A 17,114-nucleotide genomic window follows, 5' to 3' on the forward strand; every position below is an offset into this window, starting at 1 on the left:
CTTCTCCCCGAGGAGCCGGCTGCATTCGACAAGGCCGGCCCGTGGAGAGACCCGATGAAGTCCACCCGGCTGACGACCCTGATCTTCGTCGGAATGGTGCTCGGAATCCTCGTCGGCTACCTGTGCAGCATCACTTGGCCCGATCCGCAGACCGCCAAGGAAATCTCGGGCTACATCGCCCTGATCTCGGACATCTTCCTGCGGCTGATCAAGATGATCATCGCGCCGCTGGTGTTCTCCACCCTCGTCGTCGGCATCGCCCACATGGGCGACACCGCCTCCGTCGGCCGCGTCGGCGGCAAGGCCTTGCTGTGGTTCGTCGGCGCCTCGTTCTGCTCGCTGGCGCTCGGGCTCGTCCTCGTCAATCTGCTGCAGCCCGGCCACAACCTGAACCTGCCGCTGCCCGACACCGGTGCGGGCACGGGCATCAAGACCGCCTCGCTCTCGCTCAAGGACTTCGTCACCCACCTCGTGCCCAAGAGCGCCGTCGAGGCGATGGCCAACAACGAGATCCTGCAGATCGTCGTGTTCTCGATCTTCTTCGGCGTCGCCCTCGCCGCGCTCGGCGAGAAGGGCAAGGCGCTGGCCCACGGCGTCGAGCAGCTCGCCGAGGTGATGCTGAAGGTCACCGGCTACGTGATGAACTTCGCCCCGCTCGCGGTCTTCGCGGCGGTCGCCGCGACGATCACCACGCAGGGCATCGGCGTGCTCGTCACCTACGGCACCTTCCTCGTCGAGTTCTATCTCAGCCTGTCGGTGCTGTGGCTGGTGCTGCTGGCAGCCGGCGCGCTGCTCGTCGGCGTGAACGGCCTCAAGCGGCTGATCGGCCTGATCAAGGAGCCGTTCGTGCTCGCCTTCTCGACCGCGTCGAGCGAGGCGGCCTACCCCAAGACCCTGGCGAACCTCGAAAAGTTCGGCGTGCCCAACCGCATCACCTCGTTCGTGCTGCCGATGGGCTACTCGTTCAACCTCGACGGCTCGATGATGTACTGCACCTTCGCGGTACTGTTCATCGCCCAGGCCTACGGCATCCCCCTCTCCTGGGGGCAGCAGCTCACCATGCTGTTCCTGCTGATGGTGACATCAAAAGGCATGGCCGGCGTGCCGCGGGCCTCGCTGGTGGTGATCTCGGCCACATTGGCGCAGTTCAACATCCCGGAAGCCGGCCTGCTGCTCATCATCGGCATCGACCAGTTCCTCGACATGGGCCGCTCGGCCACCAACGTGCTCGGCAACAGCATCGCCACGGTGGCGGTGGCCAAGTGGGAGGGCCAGCTCAGCGAGACCGACCAGAGCCTCGACCGGGAGATCGGTGCCGCGGCGCCGTCGGCCGCCGAGTAGGGGCTTCTTTCGCGATGCTCGCCCGGACCGCTCTTCTCCTGACGCTCGCGCTCGCGGTGACGCCGGCCGCCGCGCTCGACCTCGTCCTGACCGGGACGCTCCGCAAGGCCGCCGAGATCGGCGAGGTGGTGATCGGCGCCCGCACCAGTTCGGTGCCGTTCTCGTTCGAGGAGCGCGGCGGCCCGGTCGGCTACGCGATCGACCTGTGCCGGGAGATCGTCGAGGACATCGGCCAGGCGACCGGCCGGAACGTCCGCATCCGCTTCGAGCCCGTGACCTCGGCGGACCGCTTCGACGCGCTGACCTCGGGCCGGATCGACCTCGAATGCGGCTCGACCACGACGAATGCCGAGCGGCGCAAGCGCGTGGCCTTCTCGCCCGTCACCTATTTCAGCGCGACGAAGCTCTTGGTGAAGCGCGATTCCGGCATCCGGTCCTATCGCGACCTCGGGGGCAAGCGCGTCGTCGTCACGGCGGGCACCACCAACGAGGCGGCTTTACGCACCATGCTGGCCAAGGCGGCGGTCACCGCCGAGATCCTCGTCGCCAAGGACCACGCCGAGTCCTTCGCCATGGTGCGCGACGGGCGGGCCGACGCCTTCGCCACCGACGACGTGCTGCTCTACGGCCTCAAGGCGGCGGCGGGGCCTGACGGCGCCGCCTTCACGGTGCTGCCGGAAAAGCTCTCGTTCGAGCCCTACGCCATCGCCTTCCGCAAGGACGACCCGGCGCTCGCGACGCTCGTCACCGCCACCTTCCAGCGGCTTGCCGAATCGCGCGAGTTGCGCTGGACCTACGACAAGTGGTTCCTCAAGCGGCTGCCCAACGGCGAGCGCCTCGACATCCCGATGTCGGACGAACTCCGCACCAGCTTCGCGGTGCTGGGCTTGCAGGACTGAACAAGACCACCGGCAAGACCACCGGGGAGACAAGACCACCGGGGAGAGACGTCACGGCGAAGGCACCCGGCAGCACGGCCAAGCGCGTCGCCAAGAGGGTGGCCAAGAGGGCGGCCAAGAGGGCGCCCAAGGGGGTGGCGAACTTCCCGATCACCGGCGTACCGGTGCGGCATTCCCCGAACTCGTCCGCGCGCTCGCCCTGATGAGCAGGCCGCCACCCGCGCCAACCGCCGCCTCGGCTACCTGCCCGGGGACAAGGCCGCCGTCATCGACGCCGCCTGCGCCCACATCGCGACCGATCCGGTCCACGCCGAAGCCTTCGTGGTCGATGCGATCCAGGGCGAGGCCCGGGCCGAAGGCGGTCCGCCCGGCAGATCATGCAGGATCGTTCCGCCGGCCCGAACGGCATCCGCAGAACAGGTGCGCGCGTGCGCCCGGCGGCGTCAGCGGGCGCGGCGGGGCGTGCGGGCCGGGACCGGAGGCGCGAGCGGTTCGGCGGACGTCGTCTGGGCGACGGGGGCGCCGAGCGCGGCCATCAGCACGCGCAGGCCATCCACCCATTCTTCGGCCTCCGCCAACGTGGCGAAACCGTCGCGCCGGAAAACCTTGTCGGGCTCGATGGTGGCGGTGACGTCGAACCGCCCGTCCGCTCGGTCGCTGATCGTGTAGGTCACGAGGCGAGGCATGACAAAGGTTTAGGGCATGAACGATCGAAAGGAAACCCCGGATCGAACATGAAAAGCTTGGCAAAACAAAGCGCTAGATCGGATTTCGCCAAGGCTGCATGATATGGCATACCAGTAATGCGGCGGCGTTCATCGTGGCGGTGTCGGCGGGGCATGATGTGGCGCCCCGCGCGGCCCGTGCCGGTCCGGTGCCGAACCGCCGCACGGACCGACCCTGCATCGAAGACCGAGCCGGGTCAGTAGCCGACCGCGTGCAGTCGTTCGGGCTGGGACTTCATCACCTGCACGATCCGCCGGGCGCGAAACTCTTCGGATTCCAAGTAGCTCTTCAGAACGTCGGCGAGATCGTTGCCGATATGCGCCTTGATATGAACGCCGATCTCTTCCGCCGACGGCTCGCGGCCGAGAAGAATTCGGAAACACGCCGCAATATCGGCCAGCGTCGCCTTCGCCATGGTCGCCCCCACTCAGAAGGCAATGGGATACCAAGATCGGGATTGATTTTTCCATAACGAATTCGCGAACGGTTCACCGTGACCAACGAGTGTTGCCTCGCTGCACGGGCCGGCGGCGGAGCGCTACGCTTCCGGGTGCGATGAATCCACTGAGACCCTGGGGTCAGACCCGACGCCCGGCGAAGAAGTCGCGCAGCAGGCCCGCCGCCTCGCTCTCGCGAAAACCCGAATAGACCTCCGGGGCGTGATGGCAGGTCGGCTGGTTGAACACGCGCGGCCCGTGCTCGACGCCGCCGCCCTTCGGGTCGCTCGCGGCGTAGTAGAGCCGCCGGATGCGGGCAAACGAGATCGCGCCCGCGCACATCGGGCAGGGCTCCAGCGTCACGTAGAGGTCGCAGCCCGGCAGCCGCTCGTCGGCCAGAGCGGCGCAGGCGGCACGGATCGCCAGGATCTCGGCATGCGCCGTCGGGTCGTGCAGCGCCCGGGGGCGGTTGCCGGCGACCGCGAGCACCGCGCCGTCGCGCACCAGAACCGCGCCGACCGGCACCTCGCCGAGGCGCGCCGCCTCGCGGGCGGCGGCGAAGGCGCGGTCGAACGGGTCCATCAGTCCGAGGAGGCCTCGGCCGCGTTCCCATCCAGGGATTCTCGCGCCACCGCCCGCCCGCCGATGTCGCGGCGGCAGAAGCCTTCCGGCCAGTCGATCCGGTCGAGCGCCGCGTAGGCGCGGGCTTGTGCCTGCCCGACGCTGGCACCGAGCGCGGTGACCGCCAGCACGCGCCCGCCGTCGGCCAGCAGCCTGTCGCCGTCGCGGCGGGTGCCGGCTTGGAACACGATGGCGCCGCCTTCCGCCTCCGCCGCCTCGACGCCGCGAATCTCCGAGCCGCGGGTGACGGGGCCGGGATAACCTTCAGCCGCCATCACCACGGTGAGCGCCGCGCGCGCCGGATCGAAGCCGATCGTCACGCCCGAGAGGTCGCCCTTCGCGGCGGCGAGCAGGGCCGGGACGAGGTCGCCGGTGAGGCGCGGCATCAGCACCTGCGCCTCGGGATCGCCGAAGCGGGTGTTGTACTCGATAAGCTTCGGGCCCTGGTCCGTCAGCATCAGCCCGGCATAGAGGATGCCGGAGAACGGCGTGCCGCGCTCGGTCATGCCGCGCAGCGTCGGGGCGATGATCGCCTCCATCACGGTCCGCTCGATCTCGGGCGTGACGATCGCGGCGGGGGAATAGGCGCCCATGCCGCCGGTGTTGGGGCCGCGGTCGCCGTCATGGACGCGCTTGTGGTCCTGCGCGGTGCCGAGCGGGATCGCGCGGGTGCCGTCGCAGAGCGCGAAAAAACTCGCCTCCTCGCCGAACAGGCATTCCTCGATGACGAGGGCCCCGCCCGTCTCGCCGAGGATCGCGTGCACGGCCTCCTCGGCCTGTTCCAGCGTCTCGGCCACCGTCACGCCCTTGCCGGCGGCGAGCCCATCGGCCTTGACGACGATCGGCGCACCCTGCTCGCGCAGATAGGCGAGCGCCGGTTCCAACTCGGTGAAGCGGGCGAAGGCGGCGGTGGGGATCGAGCGCTCGGCGCAGAGATCCTTGGTGAAGCCCTTGGAGCCTTCGAGCTGGGCCGCGGCCCGCGTCGGCCCGAAGGCCGGGATGCCGGCCGCGGTCAGGTCGTCGACGAGGCCCGCCACCAGCGGCGCCTCCGGCCCGACCACCACGAGCCCAATATTCTCGGACTGGCAGAACCTCACGACAACGTCGTGGTCGGCGACCGCGAGGTCCGGGCGGTTCTCGCCGTGCCGGGCGGTGCCGGGATTGCCGGGGGCCACGAACAGCCTCTGGCACAGGGGCGATTTCGCGATCGCCCAGGCCAGGGCGTGCTCGCGCCCGCCGGAGCCGACGAGCAGGATGTTGAGAGGAGTCTGGCTCATGCCTCACCCCTTCCCAAAAATCGCGGGCCGGGGGAAGGGCTCGGATCAGATTCGCGAAGGCTGTCGCACGGAGCAAGGCGGCAGCACCGTAGAGCCGGGCGCGAAGAGCGCCGCGCTTGAGCGGCCTCGGCTATGCCGAGCCGTCGAGCGGGGCGATAGCCCAAGGGCACACGATGTCCGCGGACGCGGCCGCCGGCGCTTGAGGCAGAATTAAAGAGAATCCGCGATGCCAAAGACTCCGCCCGCGGCGCCGAAGCGCCGGCTCGACCTCGACCGGGCCAACACCCTGGTGCAGACGCTGGCGATCCTCGGGGCGGGGGCCTGGGGCGTCTACACCTTCATCTACGAGGCGCGGATCAAGCCGGGCTTCGAGCCGCCCTCGGTCACGGTCAAGACCGACCTCGTGCGGGTCGGCGAGCGCGACGGCCACGTCGCGATCCGCTCGACGGTGACGCGCACCAATGTCGGCCACGCCGGCGTGCGCGTGCTCGGCCTGACCTACACGGTGATCGGCCTGCGCACCCGTTTCGCGCCGCCCGGCGCGGATGCGGCGGCCCGCGAGGCGGCCTTCCGCCAAAGCCTCGACCGCGCCGCCACGGTGGACGCCGCCCGCGACTACGTGCGCGAGAGCGCGACGCAGGCGCCGATCCTGCGCCAGGGGGTGCTGTTCTCCGGCGCCACCGACCTGCCGAGCGAGCCCTCCGAACTGAATCCGGGGGAGGCGGTCTCGCGCGACCTCATCGTCTACGCCGACCGCACCGAATTCGACGCGGTGCGCTTCGAGGTGCGGCTCGCCTATGCCCGCGAGGACGCGGCATCGGTGCGCCTGCGCTTCGAGACGCAGGGCGACGGCACCCTCGGGCTCGCCCCCGCCGCCCCCTGCCCGGCGCCGAACTGCCCGCTGCGCACCACGGATTTCGCCACCGAATTCTCGCTGTGGTGAGGCCTTTGCCGTGCGCCGCGCCGATTTCCCCGCGCGCCGCGGCCGAGGAGCGGAACGCGCCGCCCGCTCGCCCGTTGAAGCAAGCCATGCCCCTCTGCCGCCACTCGACCAGCCCCACGCTTCCCGCCCCTCCCGGGCCGACGGCCGTGCGGCTGTCGCATTACGTGGTGACCCGTCGCCTCGCGCCGCGGTCCGCCAACGACAACCGCCGCCCCCGCGCCGTCCCGGCCTGGCCCTGGGCCATCGTGATCGTGGCCGCGCCGACGCTGACGGCGGCGCTGATTTTGGCGCAGTTGATCTGAGTTCGGCACAGCCCGACCGAAACGGCATCGTGCATCGGGTGTCGGCACTTCCAAGAAACATCATCCACGTTGCCGCCATCGAGACGGCACCATCCTCGACCCTGATCGTGCTCTGGCGTGACGGCACGCAGGCTCGCGTCGATCTCGCCGACTGGATCGCGATCGGCAGCGCCCCGCTGGCCTCCTTACGCGAGCCGGCATTGTTCGCGACCGCTCGGACCGGGCTCTACGGCGCCTCCGTCGTCTGGGGCGAGGGGGACAGTGATCTCGCCATCGACGCCTTTCATTTCAGCCTGATCGCTGCCGAGCAGCGGCCGTTCGGCTCAGGCGAGGCGGCAGCCCGGCCGCAGCCTGCCCCCTGACGCCGCCCCGCATCCCTCCCCAACCTGTGGCCGCCTTGCCCTTTACCCGCCCCGGCCCGGTCCCGTAGCGTCCGGGGCATGCCGCTCGTGCCCCCGCCGCGTACCGCCGCCGTGCCGCCACCTCCGCCGCCGGGGGAGGCCGCGCCCGCAGCGCTCCTGAACGCCAACGCCCCCGAATGGTCGGTCGGCGACCTCGCCGCCGCGCTCAAGCGCACGCTGGAGGATTCTTTCGGCCATGTCCGCTTACGCGGAGAAATCTCGGGTTATCGCGGGCCGCACGGCTCGGGCCACGCCTATTTCTCGCTGAAGGACGGCACCGCCAAGATCGACGCGGTGGTGTGGAAGGGCGTGCTCGGGCGGCTGCGCCAGAAGCCGAAGGAAGGTCTCGAGGTCGTCGCCACCGGCAAGATCACGACGTTCGCAGGCAAATCCTCCTACCAGATCGTCGTCGATTCGATGGAGCCCGCGGGCGTCGGCGCCTGGATGGCCTTGCTGGAAGAGCGCAAGCGAGTGCTCGCGGCGGAAGGGCTGTTCGCGGCCGAGCGCAAGCGGCCGATTCCGTTCCTGCCGGGCGTGATCGGCGTCGTCACCTCGCCGACCGGCGCGGTGATCCGCGACATCCTCCACCGGCTCGCCGACCGGTTTCCGCGCCCCGTGCTGGTCTGGCCGGTGCGGGTGCAGGGGGAGGGGGCCGCGCCCGAGATCGCGGCGGCCATCCGCGGCTTCAACGCGCTGACGCCCGGCGGGGCGATCCCGCGGCCGGACGTGCTGATCGTCGCCCGCGGCGGCGGCTCGATCGAGGATCTGTGGGCCTTCAACGAGGAGGCGGTGGTGCGCGCCGCCGCCGAGAGCGCGATCCCGCTGATCGCCGCGGTCGGCCACGAGACCGACACCACGCTGATCGACTACGCCGCCGACCGGCGCGCCCCGACGCCGACGGGCGCCGCCGAGATGGCGGTGCCGGTGCGGACCGAGTTGTTGGCGCAGATCCACGATCTCGGTGCCCGGCAGGCCGGCACGGTGCTGCGGCGGATCGAGCGCGAGCGCTCCGATTTCCGCGCGCTGGTGCGGGCGATCCCCAACCCGGACGCCTTCCTGGCGGGCAAGCGCCAGCGGCTCGACCTCGCCGAGGCGCGGCTGCGGCCCGCGCTCGCCGCCAACGCCCGCGATTCCCGCGAGCGCCTGTCGCGTCTGGCCGACCGGCTCACCCGACGCTCGCCGGCCATCGCCGTGGCCGAGGCTCGCACCCGGCTCGCCGGCATCGACCACCGCCCGCGCACCGCCGTATTGCGCACGCTGGAACGCCGCCGCGACCGGCTCGGAGCACTCGACCGGATGCTCGGGGCGCTCAGCTACAAGGCGGTGCTGGCCCGCGGCTACGCGCTCGTGCGCGACGAGGCCGGCCTGCCGATCCGCTCGGCGGAGGCCGCCGCGGGGACGCCCCGCCTCCAGCTCCAGTTCGCCGACGGCGCCATCACGGCCGTGCCGGAAGGCTCCGCACCGCCGCCCCCGGCCAAGCCGAAGCGGGCGGCGCGCAAGCCGGCGCCGGAGGCGGCTCCGAAGCCGGAAGCCGCCGAGCCCGCGCCCGCGGCGCGGCAGGGGTCGCTGTTCTGAAAGGATCGGGTCGCCTGCATCGGCCGATCCCATCCTCATCCTGAGGTGCTGAGCGTCAGCTCAGCCTCGGAGGAGGGCTCCAGGGATCGCTGAGCGAGTTGGAGCCCTCCTTCGAGGCTACGCTTCGCTCCGCATCTCAGGATGAGGGGGTTGGGTGGGAGGAGGGGGTGAACCTCCGCTCACGCCTCGCGCCATAGCCACACCGCCGTTCCCACCAGCACCACCGTCGCCATCGCCCCGGTCCAGGCGAGGGCGGTTCCGTCGGCGAGGTCGAGCAGGCCCAGCGCGCGGACCATGAGCGGGCCGGCGATCTGGCCGGCGGCGAAGGCGGCGGTCATGCGGGCGATGAGCGGGGTCGGGTCGGCGGGGTGCGCCGCGCGGGCGAGTTGGAGGCCGGCCATGGTCGCGACCATGAAGGTGCCGCCGACGAGCAGCGCCGAGGCGGCGACCGTCCAGAGCGACGGGAGAGCGAGGGGCAGGGCGGTCCCGAGCGCCATCAGCCCCTGCGCCACCGCCCAGACCCGACGGCGCGGCGTCCGCTTCAGCCAGCGCGCCACGCCCGCGACCGAGAGGGCAGCGGCCAGCCCGAACAGCGGCCAGGCCAGCCCGAACACCAGCGGATCGGGCGTGAGCGCCCGCGCCATCGCCGGCAGGAAGGTGGCGGGCACGATGTAGCCGAAGCCGAAGGCGCCGTAGCAGATTACGAGGGCCGCCTGCCCGCTTCGATCCGGGGCCGGGGCGGCGCGCGGCACGGCGGCCGTCGCGCTCGGCCCGCGCGAAAAGCGCCAGACCAGCCCCGCGCCGAGGGCCGCGATCAGGCCGAGTTCGAGCCAGAGCCGGTCCGCCGGCTGGCGCCCGCCGAGCCACGCCAGGAGGCCGGCCAGCGCGATGCCGAGGCCGACGCCGGTATAGATCCACGCGCCCAACGCCTCGGCCCGATGGCGGGCGAGTTCGGCGAGGCCCCACGCGCTGGCGCAGACGAGCGCCCAGGCGCTGAACACGCCCGCCGCCGCCCGCAAACCGGCACCGACCAGGGGCGTTGGGACCGCGCCGAGCCCCGCCATCGCCAGCGTCGTCACCGCGACGCCGACGAGCCCGAGCCGCAACCCGCGGCGCGGATCGGCGAAGCGGGCTGCGGTCAGGGCGCCGACAAGGTAGCCGACATAGTTGGCCGCCGCCCATTCGGCGCCAGTGGCGGCGTCGAGGCCGCCGTCGCGGATCATCAGCGGCATCAGCGGCGTGAAGGCGAACCGGCCGATCCCCATGGCGACGGCGAGCGCCACGAGACCGCCGAGGACGACCGGCCGGATCGCGGGGGAAGGCAAGTGGGTTGGTTTTTGGATCACTCGGCGAGGGTGCCGACGCAGGCCAGATCCCCCTCCTGGCAGGCGAGATAGCCGGAGAGGCGCTTCGTCCGCTCCGCGGTGAGCGCCGCGAGGCAGCCCGCGCGCACCATCGGCTGGGCCGAGCCGCCCGCCGCGCCGAGGGCTTCGAGATCGCATGTGCGGTCGCGGTAGGGCAGCCAGGCGCGCTGCGCCTCCTTGAGGCCGGCTTGCGCCTGCGGGCCGATGCGCTTCATCAGCTTGGAATAGGCCGCGTTCATCGCCGCGTCGGCGCGCTTCAGGTCGGCGTCGGCGCAGGCGTCGAGGTCGGCCTGGGTCGTGCCCTTGCATTCGGCCGCCGCCGCCGAACCGAGCGCGACAGCGAGCATTGCGACGGCGAGACCCGCGCGAACCATGATGGGTACTCCCGGCAGCGACCGGCCCATTCGGCCCGCGCGTTGCGCCGGGTCAAGCGTGATCGCTCGCGCGGGCCCGGTAATGATAGGCGAACAGCGCCCGGTCGAAGCCGAGCCCGGCATAGAGGCGGCGGGCGGGGGCGTTGTCGGCCACCACCTGGAGGCAGGCCGCCCGCGCGCCGTGGGCCCGGCCCCAGCGCAGCAGCGCGGCGGCGACCCGGCGGGCGAGGCCCCGGCCGCGGGCCGCCTCCAGCGTGCCGACGGACTCGATCACCACGAGGGAGCGGTCGAGCACGGCGTAGGCCATGGCGACGACCGCGCCGTCCCGCCGGATCGCCGCGAAGGCTTTGGGACACAGGATCGTCCGGATCATCTCATCGTAGACGCGGCTGGTCTCGGCATCGGCCGCGTTGAGGGCGGCGCGGGCGGCGAGCCAGTCCGCATCGGGGGAGGGCGCCAGCACGACGTCCGGGTCGGACGCGGCGTCGAGGGCCGCGAGGTCGGCGAGCAGGGTCAGCGAGCGGCCGAAGGCGGCGTAGCCCCGCCGCTCCAGCGGCGCGTCGAGATCGGGCGCGATCTCCGGCACCCGAAACAGGGCGGGCCGCCCGCGTTCGGCATAGGCCGCCTCGCAGGCCGCGATCACCGCCTCCGGTTCGTCCCGGGGGCCGCGCAGGGGATTGACCGAGTTCGGGCGCCGCGACGGCCCGCCGGACGACCGCAGCAGGTAGCCGCCGACGAGGCGCTGGCGCGGCGAGGGCCACGCGTTGAGGCAGGCCTCCTCCACGGTCCAGGCGAGGGTTTCTTCTTCGCGAGCGGACACGGGCCCTCCTGCTTCCCCCCGTCTGGCCGGCTGGCCAGAAGGGGGGCATTCCCCACATCGATGCGCAACCCCCTCCCCCGCGGGGGCGGCTTGACCCGCCCTGCCGCCTCTGCGACCGACGCGGCACGGCTCGTGCCTTCCCGGAGCGGGCTCTGCGGTTGGGAGAGGCTTCGTGACCACGGCGATCGAATCGGACCAGAAGCTCCATCTCGTGTTCGGCGGCGAGTTGGAGGACGTCTCGGGCGTGCGCTTCCGCGACCTGAAGGACCTCGACGTGGTCGGCATCTTCCCGGATTACGCCTCCGCGCAGAAGGCGTGGCGGTCGAAGGCCCAGGCCACCGTCGACAGCGCCCAGACCCGCTACTTCATCGTCCACCTGCACCGCCTGCTCGAGCCGTGAGGGCGGCGCCCGAACGGGCGAAGAGATCGTCCTGCTTCCGTATAGCCGGGCGCGAAGAGCGCCCCGCGCAGCGGCCTCGGCGCCAACCGAGGCGTCTGACGGAGCGGACCTCACGCCGGCGACCAAGGTCAGCCAAAAACCTCACAACAGCTTCGCCCGGCGAAGCTGTTGTGACGAAGCAGCCCCGCTGTTATGAGCCGGCGCGACCGGATTGCGGCGCGGTCTCGGCCGTGCGTCGTCGTGCGCGTTCCGCCCCTTGAGAGAGCCGAGAGACGCCCGGCATGACGTCGTCGATCAAGATCATCGCAGGCAATGCGAGCCGCCCGCTCGCCGAGGCGATCGCCGCCTATCTCGAACTGCCGCTGGCGAGCTGCATGGTCCGGCGCTTCGCCGACATGGAGATCTTCGTCGAGCTGCAGGAGAACGTGCGCGGCGAGGACGTGTTCATCGTCCAGTCGACCTCGTTCCCGGCCAACGATCACCTGATGGAACTGCTCATCATGATCGACGCGGCGCGGCGCTCCTCGGCGCGGCGCATCACTGCGGTGATCCCGTATTTCGGCTACGCCCGGCAGGACCGGCGCACGTCGGGCCGCACGCCGATTTCGGCCAAACTGGTCGCCAACCTCATCACCGAGGCTGGCGCCGACCGGGTGCTCACCCTCGATCTCCATGCCGGCCAGATCCAGGGCTTCTTCGACATTCCGACCGACAACCTGTTCGCCGCCCCCGTGATGGTGCGCGACATCAAGGAGCGGCTGGCGCCGGGCCAGCGCATGGTGGTCTCGCCCGATGTCGGCGGCGTGGTGCGCGCCCGCGCGCTCGCCAAGCGCATCGACGCCTCGCTCGCCATCGTCGACAAGCGCCGCGAGCGGGCGGGCGAGTCGGAGGTGATGAACATCATCGGCGAGGTCGAGGGCCAGTCCTGCATCCTCGTGGACGACATCGTCGATTCCGGCGGCACCCTGGTGAACGCGGCCGAGGCCCTGTTGAACGCGGGCGCCAAGGACGTGTCGGCCTACATCACCCACGGGGTGCTCTCGGGCGGGGCGGTCTCGCGCATCGCCGCCTCGCGGATGAAGGAACTCGTCATCACCGACTCGATCCTGCCGACCCAGGCGGTCAAGCTCGCCCGCAACATCCGCGTGATCTCGATCGCGCCGCTGCTCGGCGAGGCGATCGGGCGCACGGCCACCGAATCGAGCGTGTCGAGCCTGTTCACCTGAGGCGGCGCGCCGTCCGCGCGTCGCGAAAAGGTTTCGGGAAGAAAATTCCCTCGTCCGGCTCTGCATTGCGCGCAATTCAGACACGCTCTGAGATTATCCCATATCGCGAAACGTCTTTTCCGAATGGACCTCGCATGGCCGGGTTTCGTTGAAACCGCTATGGTACGTGAGAAAAATGAGCGCAGGGCCGGGAATAGCGAGCCGGGCGCCCATGTAAGGACAGAGCGGGTGGACCGCGGACCAATGCCGCATCCTCAATTGCTGCGTGACATGGCCCTCTTCGTCGAGGTCGCGCGCCGCAAGAGCTTCAGTCAGGCCGCGGCCGCGCTCGGCATGCCGATCTCGTCCCTGTCGCGGCGCATCACCCTGTTCGAATCGGCGGTGGGCCTGCGCCTGCTCGACCGGACCACGCGCAAGCTGGCGCTGACCTCCTACGGCGAGGCCTATCTCGCCCAGGTCTCGCGCCTCGTCGACGAGGCGCAGCGCACCTTCGACGACATGATGGCCGTAGCCAAGGGGCCGAGCGGCTTCCTCAAGATCGCCGCGCCGCCGGATTTCTGGGTGCTGCGCCATCTCTCCGGCGTCATCACCGAGTTCTCGTCGCAGCACGAGCACATCCATGTCCACGTCGATCTCAAGCCCGCTCCGGTCGATCTCGTCGGCGACAACTACGACCTCGCCGTCGCGATCGAGGAGCCGCGCGAGACCTCGCTGATCGTGCGCAAGGTCGCCGAGGTCGAGAACGGCCTGTTCGGCGCCCCCGCCTATTTCGACGAGCGCGGCGAGCCCGCGACCCCGCTCGATCTCGAGAACCATCAGGTCATCGTGCCCGCGCAGGGCGCCAGCGCGGTCTGGACCCTGAGCCGCGGCGGCGAGAGCGTGGCGATCACCGTCGGCGGGCCGATCTCCTGCAACTCGCCGAGCCTCGCCCGGCGCTTCGCCGTCGCGGGCCAGGGGATCACCACCGCCAACGTCATCAACGTCGACAGCGACGTCTCCAACGGGCGCCTGCGCCGGGTGCTCCCGGACTGGACCCTGCCGGCGACGCCGGTCTACTTCGTCACCACCTCGCGGCTGCTGCCGGCCAAGTCCCGCAGCTTCATCGACTTCGCCACCAAGCGCCTCGCCGCGGTGCTCGCCACCGCCTCCCGCGACTCCCGCCGCCCCGCCGCCACGCCGGCCCGGACGCGGGTGATCGAACGCGCGCTGTCGCCCTGATTTTTTTCGGGATCACTCGCGAGGCCGGCCGGCAAACCCGCACCGTCATTGCGAGGCGAAGCCGAAGCAATCCAGGGCGCGACGTCGGCCGAAGGGAGCGAAACAGCTCCTCATCGACACGCTCATCCCACCCATCCCCCCTCATCCTGAGGTGCTGCGAAGCAGCCTCGAAGGAGGGCTCCAGTTCGTTCAGCGATCCCTGGAGATCTCCTTCGAGGCTCCGCTGCGCTCCGCACCTCAGGATGAGGGTGTGGGTTGGAAACGGTGGAAGAAGCGCGGCTTTTTCTAAATCTGCGGAGCGCTGGATTGCTTCGGCTTCGCCTCGCAATGACGGCGTGGCGTGGAAAGCGTCAGTGCGAACCGCCCGCATCCCGATGAAAAAAGAAGGGCCGCACCCATAGGTACGGCCCCCTTTCGAAACTCAGCGACGGCTCAAGCGTAAACGCTGCTCGGCGCCTGCGGAAACTTTTCGGCCAGCGCCCGGCGCAGCTTCTCCAGCGCCCGGTTCTCGATCTGGCGGACGCGCTCCTTCGAGATGCCGAGGCGGTGGCCGAGGGCTTCGAGCGTCGCCTGATCCTCGGCGAGCCGGCGCTCGCGCAGGATACGCAGTTCGCGCTCCGACAGCACGGTGAGGGCCTGACGCAGCCAGATCAGGCGGCGCTCGCCGTCGACGCGGGCCGAGACGGTCTCGTCGGGGAGCGCCGCACCGTCCACGAGGAAGTCCATCCGCTCGGACGACGCATCGTTGTCCTCGCCGACGGGGGCGTTGAGCGACATATCGGGGCCGGACAGCCGGGCGTCCATCAGCGCCACGTCCTCGCGCGAGACGCCGATGGCGGTGGCGATGCGGCTGTGAATCTCGGAGCCGACCTGCTCCTCGGTCGACTGCATCAGCCGGGCGCGGAGCCGCCGCAGGTTGAAGAACAGCGCCTTCTGCGCCGAGCTGGTGCCGCCGCGGACGATCGACCAGTTGCGCAGAATGTAGTCCTGGATCGAGGCGCGGATCCACCACGTGGCGTAGGTCGAGAAGCGCACGTCCCGCTCCGGCTCGAACCGGGCCGCCGCCTCCATCAGGCCAACATGCCCCTCCTGGACGAGGTCGGCCATGGGCAGGCCGTAATGGCGGAAGCGGCCGGCGAGCGCGATCACGAGGCGCATATGAGCGGAGATCAGCCGGTGCAGGGCGCGCTCGTTGCGCTCTTCCTTCCAGGCCACCGCGAGGCCCCGCTCTTCTTCCCGCGCAAGGAACGGCGCCTCCATCGCTGTCCGAACGAACTGACGCCGCATCCCCGCGATCTCTGCCATGCCCGCCTCTCTCGTGAGCGTTCTTGGATAGGACCGCAGGGCGTCGGATCGTTCGCTGGAAGCCCGCGGCTGCGGACGCAAACGGTACCCCGGGTCGGGCCATTCGTGGCTCAGGCACAACACATTGCCGCGGGGGTGGTTCCCTGCGAGCGCGTGGAACCGATCACAAGAAATTCAAGAGGCATGCGAAAGGCGCATGAAAAAAGGGCCCGGCTTGCGCCGGACCCTCTCGTCAACATGGTTAAATCGTGGGCCGAGGGTTCTGCCCGCCGGCGACCGCCTCAGGCGGCTTCCTCCACGTCGCCCTCGTCGCCCTCGCCCTCGGCATCCGCGTCGGCCTTGGCGCGGCGCGGCGACTTGGCGAGGCTCTGCTCGATCAGCTTGAGCGCCTCGGTCTCGGTGATCTTGTTCACCGTGGAGATCTCGCGCACGACGCGGTCGAGGGCGGCCTCGTAGAGCTGGCGTTCGCTGTAGGACTGCTCGGGCTGGGCCTCGGAGCGGTAGAGGTCGCGCACCACTTCCGTCACCGAGATCAGGTCGCCGGAATTGATCTTGGCCTCGTATTCCTGGGCGCGGCGCGACCACATCGTCCGCTTGACGCGGGCGCGGCCGGTCAGCACGTCCAACGCCTTCTTGACGAGTTCCGGCTCGGCGAGCTTGCGCATGCCGACGCTGTTGGCCTTCGCAGTGGGCACGCGCAGGACCATCTTGTCCTTCTCGAAGGCGACGACGAACAGTTCGAGCTTGTAGCCGGCGATCTCCTGCTCCTCGATCGCGGTGATCCGCCCGACGCCGTGCGCCGGATACACGACCGCCTCGCCGGTCTTGAAGCCTTGGCGGCCTGCTGCCGTGGTCTTCTTGGCTGTGGTCATGCGGAATGAGCCTCCACTGTCATCCACGCGGGTCTCTCGCCCGCGCTCGTCGCTTCCGGGGTGGGACACCCGGCGCACGCCTCGTCCGGCGGGCCCGATCGATAAGCCTGCCGGTTCCCGGGCACTGGTCCGCGCAACCCACACCGCACGAAAGAACGCGCCGGGAGCGAAATGCTTCCGACGGTCGATCGCAGCCAACCTCGTTTCCAGGAAGATGGAACCCGCCAGGGCGGTGACGAAGGAAGCGCATCGGGCGTGAGCGACGGCGGCCATTCGTATAGCACGAATGGCCGGCGAATCAAAGGATTGCCGGCGCGTCGGGCGCGTATCCGCGGGGGATGACGAAACGAGGGCAGGGCCCCGAAGCGGGGCCGACCGCGAGATTTTTGAGGCGAAGGCCCGGAGGCGCCGGCTCAGTCGCCCGAGCCGGGGTTGGCGGAGAAATGCGCCTCGAACTTGCCCGCGACCCCGTCCCACTGCTTGGCGTCGGACGGCGCGTCCTTCTTCTGGGTGATGTTGGGCCAGGACTTGGCGTAGTCGGCGTTGACCTTGAGCCAGGTCTCGAGGTTGCCCTCGGTGTCGGGCTTGATCGCCTCGGCGGGGCATTCCGGCTCGCACACGCCGCAATCGATGCACTCGTCGGGATGGATCACGAGCATGTTCTCACCCTCGTAGAAGCAATCCACGGGGCACACCTCGACGCAGTCCATGTACTTGCACTTGATGCAATTGTCGGTGACGACGTAGGTCATGGGCCGTTCGGTCCTGCAATCCTCTCCGCGCCGCGAGGGACGCGCGCCCGGTTTCGGGCGGACTTCCTTATGCCCGCCTCACGGTGGCCGTGAAGCGGGCGCCGCCCGGTCGGCCAAGCGCTCTAGACCCTGGCCGATGGGCTGACAAGCGCCGTTCGACCGCACCGGCCGGGCAAACCGATCCCACGGTGGTACGACGGCGAGGGGCGCGGGCACCCCGCGATCCGCTGACGGCGGCATCGGGGCATCCCGCCCGCCCTC

The 17,114-nt window shown here is 70.4% G+C and carries 19 protein-coding genes and 1 pseudogene; 10 read left to right on the forward strand and 10 right to left on the reverse strand.

Annotated elements, in window-relative coordinates:
* Positions 1 to 54: 54 nt before the first annotated feature.
* From AAHG03_RS23790 to AAHG03_RS23800, 3 genes and pseudogenes are all read left to right on the forward strand, one after another.
* Positions 55 to 1,341 (forward strand): dicarboxylate/amino acid:cation symporter, encoded by a 1,287-nt coding sequence (locus AAHG03_RS23790; RefSeq protein ID WP_342153720.1) that lies wholly within the window; start codon positions 55 to 57, stop codon positions 1,339 to 1,341.
* Positions 1,342 to 1,355: 14 nt separating this feature from the next.
* Complete coding sequence (locus tag AAHG03_RS23795) at positions 1,356 to 2,240, forward strand: amino acid ABC transporter substrate-binding protein (RefSeq protein WP_342153721.1); 885 nt, start codon at positions 1,356 to 1,358, stop codon at positions 2,238 to 2,240.
* A gap of 128 nt (positions 2,241 to 2,368) precedes the next feature.
* A pseudogene (locus AAHG03_RS23800) lies at positions 2,369 to 2,588 on the forward strand (aspartate ammonia-lyase); the annotation flags it as partial.
* 95 nt (positions 2,589 to 2,683) lie between these two features.
* On the opposite strand, the gene AAHG03_RS23805 reads toward AAHG03_RS23800, so the two are convergent.
* The 4 genes from AAHG03_RS23805 to purD form a co-directional block, all read right to left on the reverse strand.
* Positions 2,684 to 2,926, reverse strand: a complete 243-nt coding sequence (locus AAHG03_RS23805; protein ID WP_342153722.1) for a hypothetical protein — start codon at positions 2,924 to 2,926, stop codon at positions 2,684 to 2,686.
* 236 nt (positions 2,927 to 3,162) lie between these two features.
* Positions 3,163 to 3,381, reverse strand: a complete 219-nt coding sequence (locus AAHG03_RS23810; protein WP_056237288.1) for a hypothetical protein — start codon at positions 3,379 to 3,381, stop codon at positions 3,163 to 3,165.
* A 163-nt stretch (positions 3,382 to 3,544) separates the two neighbouring features.
* A complete protein-coding gene (locus AAHG03_RS23815; RefSeq protein ID WP_342153723.1) occupies positions 3,545 to 3,985 on the reverse strand; it encodes a nucleoside deaminase in 441 nt (146 codons plus the stop codon).
* Complete coding sequence (purD, locus tag AAHG03_RS23820; RefSeq protein WP_342153724.1) at positions 3,985 to 5,301, reverse strand: phosphoribosylamine--glycine ligase; 1,317 nt, start codon at positions 5,299 to 5,301, stop codon at positions 3,985 to 3,987. The genes AAHG03_RS23815 and purD overlap by 1 nt, the downstream gene beginning before the upstream one ends.
* A gap of 226 nt (positions 5,302 to 5,527) precedes the next feature.
* Here purD and AAHG03_RS23825 point away from each other — a divergent pair, with 226 nt between their 5' ends.
* The 4 genes from AAHG03_RS23825 (at position 5,528) to xseA (ending at position 8,522) form a co-directional block, all read left to right on the forward strand.
* Positions 5,528 to 6,244, forward strand: a complete 717-nt coding sequence (locus AAHG03_RS23825; protein WP_342153725.1) for a hypothetical protein — start codon at positions 5,528 to 5,530, stop codon at positions 6,242 to 6,244.
* Between the two features lie 86 nt (positions 6,245 to 6,330).
* Positions 6,331 to 6,546: a hypothetical protein gene (locus AAHG03_RS23830; protein WP_342153726.1), complete on the forward strand. Its 216-nt coding sequence runs from the start codon at positions 6,331 to 6,333 to the stop codon at positions 6,544 to 6,546.
* A 29-nt stretch (positions 6,547 to 6,575) separates the two neighbouring features.
* Positions 6,576 to 6,908, forward strand: coding sequence for a hypothetical protein (locus AAHG03_RS23835; protein ID WP_342153727.1), 333 nt, complete (start codon positions 6,576 to 6,578; stop codon positions 6,906 to 6,908).
* A 78-nt stretch (positions 6,909 to 6,986) separates the two neighbouring features.
* Positions 6,987 to 8,522, forward strand: a complete 1,536-nt coding sequence (gene xseA, locus AAHG03_RS23840; RefSeq protein WP_342153728.1) for an exodeoxyribonuclease VII large subunit — start codon at positions 6,987 to 6,989, stop codon at positions 8,520 to 8,522.
* Positions 8,523 to 8,701: 179 nt separating this feature from the next.
* On the opposite strand, the gene AAHG03_RS23845 is transcribed toward xseA, so the two are convergent.
* From AAHG03_RS23845 to AAHG03_RS23855, 3 genes are read right to left on the reverse strand one after another with little or no spacing between them, the layout of a single operon-like run.
* Positions 8,702 to 9,847 carry a YbfB/YjiJ family MFS transporter gene (locus tag AAHG03_RS23845; RefSeq protein WP_342153730.1) on the reverse strand — a complete coding sequence of 382 codons (1,146 nt, stop codon included), beginning with the start codon at positions 9,845 to 9,847 and terminating at the stop codon, positions 8,702 to 8,704.
* A 17-nt stretch (positions 9,848 to 9,864) separates the two neighbouring features.
* Complete coding sequence (locus tag AAHG03_RS23850; RefSeq protein ID WP_342153732.1) at positions 9,865 to 10,260, reverse strand: lysozyme inhibitor LprI family protein; 396 nt, start codon at positions 10,258 to 10,260, stop codon at positions 9,865 to 9,867.
* Positions 10,261 to 10,312: 52 nt separating this feature from the next.
* The gene (locus AAHG03_RS23855; RefSeq protein ID WP_342153733.1) at positions 10,313 to 11,080 is read right to left on the reverse strand and encodes a GNAT family N-acetyltransferase; all 768 of its coding nucleotides are present in this window, start codon (positions 11,078 to 11,080) and stop codon (positions 10,313 to 10,315) included.
* A gap of 172 nt (positions 11,081 to 11,252) precedes the next feature.
* Here AAHG03_RS23855 and AAHG03_RS23860 point away from each other — a divergent pair, with 172 nt between their 5' ends.
* From AAHG03_RS23860 to AAHG03_RS23870, 3 genes are all read left to right on the forward strand, one after another.
* Positions 11,253 to 11,480, forward strand: a complete 228-nt coding sequence (locus tag AAHG03_RS23860) for a DUF4170 domain-containing protein (protein WP_183573643.1) — start codon at positions 11,253 to 11,255, stop codon at positions 11,478 to 11,480.
* A gap of 281 nt (positions 11,481 to 11,761) precedes the next feature.
* Positions 11,762 to 12,706, forward strand: a complete 945-nt coding sequence (locus AAHG03_RS23865; protein ID WP_342153736.1) for a ribose-phosphate pyrophosphokinase — start codon at positions 11,762 to 11,764, stop codon at positions 12,704 to 12,706.
* A gap of 270 nt (positions 12,707 to 12,976) precedes the next feature.
* Positions 12,977 to 13,924, forward strand: coding sequence for a LysR family transcriptional regulator (locus AAHG03_RS23870; RefSeq protein ID WP_342153738.1), 948 nt, complete (start codon positions 12,977 to 12,979; stop codon positions 13,922 to 13,924).
* Positions 13,925 to 14,356: 432 nt separating this feature from the next.
* Here AAHG03_RS23870 and AAHG03_RS23875 read toward each other — a convergent pair whose 3' ends face one another.
* The 3 genes from AAHG03_RS23875 to fdxA all read right to left on the reverse strand — a co-directional run bounded on the left by AAHG03_RS23875 (position 14,357) and on the right by fdxA (position 16,853).
* Positions 14,357 to 15,229: an RNA polymerase factor sigma-32 gene (locus AAHG03_RS23875; RefSeq protein WP_342153740.1), complete on the reverse strand. Its 873-nt coding sequence runs from the start codon at positions 15,227 to 15,229 to the stop codon at positions 14,357 to 14,359.
* Positions 15,230 to 15,510: 281 nt separating this feature from the next.
* Entirely contained in the window at positions 15,511 to 16,101 is a 591-nt protein-coding gene (locus tag AAHG03_RS23880) for a CarD family transcriptional regulator (RefSeq protein WP_342153742.1), read from the reverse strand.
* Between the two features lie 413 nt (positions 16,102 to 16,514).
* Positions 16,515 to 16,853, reverse strand: coding sequence for a ferredoxin FdxA (gene fdxA / locus AAHG03_RS23885; RefSeq protein ID WP_342153744.1), 339 nt, complete (start codon positions 16,851 to 16,853; stop codon positions 16,515 to 16,517).
* Positions 16,854 to 17,114 lie beyond the last annotated feature (261 nt).

Source organism: Methylorubrum subtropicum (assembly GCF_038442325.1).
GTDB classification, from domain to species: Bacteria; Pseudomonadota; Alphaproteobacteria; order Rhizobiales; family Beijerinckiaceae; genus Methylobacterium; species Methylobacterium subtropicum.

What these genes read in the sequence shown, in the direction of transcription:
- AAHG03_RS23790 (WP_342153720.1), top strand. Translation starts at nt 55, where the DNA reads ATGAAGTCCACCCGGCTGACGACCCTGATCTTCGTCGGAATGGTGCTC.
- AAHG03_RS23795 (WP_342153721.1), top strand. Translation starts at nt 1,356, where the DNA reads ATGCTCGCCCGGACCGCTCTTCTCCTGACGCTCGCGCTCGCGGTGACG.
- AAHG03_RS23805 (WP_342153722.1), bottom strand. Translation starts at nt 2,926, where the DNA reads ATGCCTCGCCTCGTGACCTACACGATCAGCGACCGAGCGGACGGGCGG.
- AAHG03_RS23810 (WP_056237288.1), bottom strand. Translation starts at nt 3,381, where the DNA reads ATGGCGAAGGCGACGCTGGCCGATATTGCGGCGTGTTTCCGAATTCTT.
- AAHG03_RS23815 (WP_342153723.1), bottom strand. Translation starts at nt 3,985, where the DNA reads ATGGACCCGTTCGACCGCGCCTTCGCCGCCGCCCGCGAGGCGGCGCGC.
- purD (WP_342153724.1), bottom strand. Translation starts at nt 5,301, where the DNA reads ATGAGCCAGACTCCTCTCAACATCCTGCTCGTCGGCTCCGGCGGGCGC.
- AAHG03_RS23825 (WP_342153725.1), top strand. Translation starts at nt 5,528, where the DNA reads ATGCCAAAGACTCCGCCCGCGGCGCCGAAGCGCCGGCTCGACCTCGAC.
- AAHG03_RS23830 (WP_342153726.1), top strand. Translation starts at nt 6,331, where the DNA reads ATGCCCCTCTGCCGCCACTCGACCAGCCCCACGCTTCCCGCCCCTCCC.
- xseA (WP_342153728.1), top strand. Translation starts at nt 6,987, where the DNA reads ATGCCGCTCGTGCCCCCGCCGCGTACCGCCGCCGTGCCGCCACCTCCG.
- AAHG03_RS23850 (WP_342153732.1), bottom strand. Translation starts at nt 10,260, where the DNA reads ATGGTTCGCGCGGGTCTCGCCGTCGCAATGCTCGCTGTCGCGCTCGGT.
- AAHG03_RS23865 (WP_342153736.1), top strand. Translation starts at nt 11,762, where the DNA reads ATGACGTCGTCGATCAAGATCATCGCAGGCAATGCGAGCCGCCCGCTC.
- AAHG03_RS23870 (WP_342153738.1), top strand. Translation starts at nt 12,977, where the DNA reads ATGGCCCTCTTCGTCGAGGTCGCGCGCCGCAAGAGCTTCAGTCAGGCC.
- AAHG03_RS23875 (WP_342153740.1), bottom strand. Translation starts at nt 15,229, where the DNA reads ATGGCAGAGATCGCGGGGATGCGGCGTCAGTTCGTTCGGACAGCGATG.
- AAHG03_RS23880 (WP_342153742.1), bottom strand. Translation starts at nt 16,101, where the DNA reads ATGACCACAGCCAAGAAGACCACGGCAGCAGGCCGCCAAGGCTTCAAG.
- fdxA (WP_342153744.1), bottom strand. Translation starts at nt 16,853, where the DNA reads ATGACCTACGTCGTCACCGACAATTGCATCAAGTGCAAGTACATGGAC.